Source organism: Geomonas sp. (genome assembly GCF_035254065.1).
In the GTDB taxonomy this organism is placed as follows: Bacteria; Desulfobacterota; Desulfuromonadia; order Geobacterales; family Geobacteraceae; genus Geomonas.
Genome location: NZ_DATFBA010000289.1, coordinates 1 through 4175 on the forward strand (window position 1 = coordinate 1; position 4175 = coordinate 4175).

The 4175-nt window shown below is 62.6% G+C and carries 3 protein-coding genes and 1 pseudogene; all 4 read right to left on the minus strand.

The features are described 5' to 3' along the window. Window positions 1–10: 10 nt before the first annotated feature. Window positions 11–1099 carry a hydrogenase formation protein HypD gene (hypD, locus tag VJ604_RS13280; protein ID WP_324083269.1) on the minus strand — a complete coding sequence of 363 codons (1089 nt, stop codon included), beginning with the start codon at window positions 1097–1099 and terminating at the stop codon, window positions 11–13. After that, window positions 1096–1326 (minus strand): HypC/HybG/HupF family hydrogenase formation chaperone, encoded by a 231-nt coding sequence (locus VJ604_RS13285; protein ID WP_324083270.1) that lies wholly within the window; start codon window positions 1324–1326, stop codon window positions 1096–1098. Before VJ604_RS13285 ends, hypD begins: the two co-directional genes overlap by 4 nt. A 261-nt stretch (window positions 1327–1587) precedes the next feature. After that, window positions 1588–3981, minus strand: a complete 2394-nt coding sequence (gene hypF, locus VJ604_RS13290) for a carbamoyltransferase HypF (RefSeq protein ID WP_324083271.1) — start codon at window positions 3979–3981, stop codon at window positions 1588–1590. Between the two features lie 2 nt (window positions 3982–3983). Then, window positions 3984–4175, minus strand: a pseudogene (locus VJ604_RS13295) (hydrogenase nickel incorporation protein HypB); the annotation flags it as partial.

Here is a 4175-nt window from a genome sequence, read left to right on the forward strand (position 1 = left end):
ATTGGTGCTCCTACCTTCCGTACTTGTACGCCGCCGCGCAGCTTCCCTCGGAGGAGACCATGCAGGCACCAACGGGATTCTCCGGGGTGCATGCTTTCCCGAAAAGCGGGCAGTCGAAGGGGCTCACTTTTCCTTTCAAGATCTCCCCGCACTGGCACCCCTTATGTTCTTTCAACTCCTCAACCTCTACGGGGATAGCCAGCTCGGCATCAAACCGGCAATACCGCTCAGCTATTTTCAATCCGCTGCCGGGAAGCGTGCCGATCCCGCGCCAGTCGGCATCGCAGGGCTCGAAGATCTCAGCCAGAATTTCCTGCGCCTTGAGGTTCCCCTGCCAACTGACCACCCGCGAATACTGGATTTCAACCTTGCTCTCGCCAGCCACCGCCTGGCGTACCAGCATCTCCACCCCCTGCATGACATCCGCCGGTTCGAACCCCGTCACCACGCAAGGGATGTGGTACTTCTCGCACAGCGGCCGATAGGCGTCGGCACCGATCACGGCGCTAACATGCGCGGGGCAAAGATAGCCGTCCAGCGCCAGCTCGGGGTCAGCCGACAGGATACTCATCGGCTGGGGCATCGTCTTGTGCGATGCGAGCACGAAGTAGTTCCTTAGCCCAAGCTTGTCCGCAGCCATGATGCTGCCGGCAATGGTAGGGGCGGTGGTCTCGAAACCGACTCCGAGGAAGACAACCTGTTTGTCCGGATTCTTGACCGCCAACTGCACCGCATCGAGGGGGGAATAAACCACCCGGATGTCGCTCCCCTTCGCGCGCTCGCGCAGCAGCGAGGAACTGGAACCGGGAACCCGCAGCATATCGCCGAAGCTGGCGATGATGACGTTGGGCAACCGGCTTAATGCGATGGCGCGGTCAAGGTAACCGTTAGGGGTGACGCAGACCGGGCAGCCGGGGCCGGAGATCAGTCGCACCTCGGGGGGCATCAGGAGGCGGAGCCCATACTGGTAGATGGCCATGGTGTGGGTGCCGCACACCTCCATGAAGGTGAAGGGTCCCTTTCCCTTGGCGAGGGCCGCAATCTGTCGGGCAAGCCCCTGCACCAGCTCCTTGTTGCGGAAGTCGTCCTGGTAGTTCATGCCATGCTCTCCGGCGTGAACGCCTCGCGCATGAGCTCCAGGGTCTCCCTGGCCTCCTGCTCATCGAGCTTGGAAATCGCAAAGCCGGCATGGACGATGACGAAGTCGCCCAGGGCGACCTCATCGCCTAACAGCATCAGGCTTGCCTCGCGCTTGACGCCGTCAATCTCGGCAATCGCGATATCACCCTCGATGCTGACGATCTGCATGGGAACTCCGACGCACATATCTATTTACTCCTCTTGGTTCTCAAGTCCCCCTTGATAAAGGGGGATATGGGGGGATTTGCCTTTAGTGGTTGGAAGCACTCCATCCTCACCCGCCTCCGCCAAAGCTACGGCGGGCAAGCTCCTGACCCTCCCCTTGAAGGGGAGGAACGATGGGAAGCGGTGAGTGGGCGGGCGGAACTGTCGTCGGCAATGCCGGCGGTGCTCCCCCTCCCTAGCCCTCCCCCTTCGGAAGAGGGGATGTCGGACGGGCAGACATTGTTAGCTGTTTGCGCCGACTCCACTCCACTGCGCGGCGGCGACCATGGCTTGACCGAGGGCCAAACCGCCGTCGTTGGGCGGGACCAGTCGGTGGCAGAAAACCTTGAAACCACCCTCCTCCAGTTTGTCCGCCACCGACTCGGTGAACAACCGGTTCTGGAAAACGCCGCCGGAAAGAACCACCCGATCTAATCCGCTCTCGCTGCGCAGCCTGCCACAAACGTCCACCACGGCATGGGTCAGCGTCAGATGGAAGGCGGCCGCCATCTCAGCGAGATCCCTTCCATGCGCCAGGTCTTCACAGATGGCGGCGATCGCCGGCAGGAAATCTACCTGCAAACACTCTGGTGGCGGGTAGCAATGAGGAGGGGTGACAAGCGCGACGTTTGCACTGCCAGAAGCAATCCCCCCTGTCCCCCCTTTATCAGATCCGTCATGGATCAGGTAGGGGTACGGCTTCTTCACCTCGGCACGCTCGGCCAGCGCCTCCAACTCCATGGCGGCCTGCCCTTCATAATTGACGTGGGTCCTTACCCCGATCAGGGCGGCCACGGCGTCAAAAAGCCTGCCACAGCTGGAGGTGAGCGGGGAGTTGATGCCGCGCTCAATCATCTTCAGGAGGATGCCGCGTTGGGCCGGCTCGACCAGCTCTGTTACCGGCAAGCCCTGCTCGAACAGTTGGTCACCAAAGACACCATGCAAAGCGGCAATTGCCATGCGGTATGGCTCTTTTACCGCGGCGTCGCCTCCGGGAAGCCTCAGGTAGCTCAAGTGCCCGCGCCTCTGGAAGCCGTGGTAGCCGCCTACCAGGAACTCGCCGCCCCAAATCGCGCCGTCCAAACCATAGCCGGTCCCGTCGAAGATCACGCCAATGGCCTCACCGTCCAGGCCGTTCTCCGCCATGCAGGAGGCTAGGTGCGCGTGATGATGCTGCACGGCCACTCGCGGCAAATCGACGCGCTGGGCGACGGCGGTGGACAGGTAATCGGGATGAAGATCATGCGCCACCAGTTGCGGCTCTATCTCCAGTAACTTTTCCAGATGCTCGACGTTCTCCTCAAGGCTCGCCACCGTCACCGTGTTGGTGAGGTCGCCAATGTGCTGGCTCATGAAGGCCCGGTCGCCACGGGTGAGACAGAAGGCGTTTTTCAGCTCTCCCCCTACAGCGAGCACAGCCGGCTGCTCCGACGGAAGTCTCACGGCCCGCGGGACATATCCGCGGGAGCGCCGCAAAAACAGCGGCTCCCCTCGAAAGACACGGATGACCGAATCATCGCTGCGGGTTTTGATCTCGCGATTGTGAGTCAGGAACAGGTCGGCAATCCCGGAGAGCCGGCTGAAGGCTTCCTCCTCCCGGTACACGATCGGTTCTCCGGAGAGGTTACCGCTGGTCATCACCAGCGGCCCCGGCTGATCCTTGAATAGCAGATGCTGCAAGGGATTCGAGGGGAGCATGATCCCGAGCCAGTGGTTGTGTGGGGCGACCTGTGGCGCCACGGTGTTGCCGGCCAGCTTCGGCAGGAGCACCACCGGGCGCTCCGTTCCCATCAGCAGCCGTGCCTCCGTCTCACCGCAATGCGCGATGCGCCGCACGGCGTCCAGATCGGGGACCAGCAGGGCGAACGGCTTCTCGTCACGATGCTTGCGCTCCCGCAGTCGCCGGACGGCCGCCTCGTTGCAGGCGTCCACTGCCAAATGGAATCCCCCTACCCCTTTGATGGCGACGACCTCACCCGATCGCAGCGCCTGCTGGGTCAGGTAAAGCGGATCGCCCTCGAGCTCCTGTCCCGACCCGTCGCACAGGCGCAGCCGTGGGCCGCAGACCGGGCAGGCGTTGGGCTGGGCGTGAAAACGGCGGTGGCCGGGATCATGGTATTCACCGAGGCACTCTGGGCACATGGCGAAAGGAGCCATGGTGGTGACGGGACGGTCGTAGGGAATGCCGGTGATGATCGAGTAGCGGGGACCGCAGTTGGTGCAGTTGATGAAAGGATAGAGATAACGCCGGTTGGAGGGGTCGAAGAGTTCGGCAAGGCAATCGTCGCAGACCTCGCAGTCGGGCGGCACCTCCCCGCCAGCTGCCGTGCCGGCGCTCTCGAAGATGGCGAAACCGTTCTCACCTTTGGGAGCAAGGGTGGCTACGGAAAGCGAGGAAATGACCGCCAGCGGCGGCGCCTCCTCCTTCAGCGCGATGGGAAAGGAACGTACTGCCTCGGAATCGCCTTCCACCTCGATGTCGACGCCGCGGCCGGTGTTCCTGACCCAGCCAGCCAGGCGGAGACGCTGGGCGAGCCGGTAGACGAAGGGGCGGAATCCCACCCCTTGCACGATGCCGGTGACCTCGATGGCCGCCCGCTCCCTCTCAGTCGATGCCAGGCTCACCTCCGCCGCCAATACTACCCCTTCGCCCCGGCTACCCCACCTTTGAGCCAAGCGTACCACTCAGACATCCCTTGGCCGGTACGGCTGGAGACCTCGAAAATGGTGATGCCGGGGGATACCCTGCGGGCCATCTCCTTGCACTTCTCAACGTCGAAATCAAGATAGGGAAGCAGATCGACCTTGTTGAGCAGCATGACGGTGGCGGC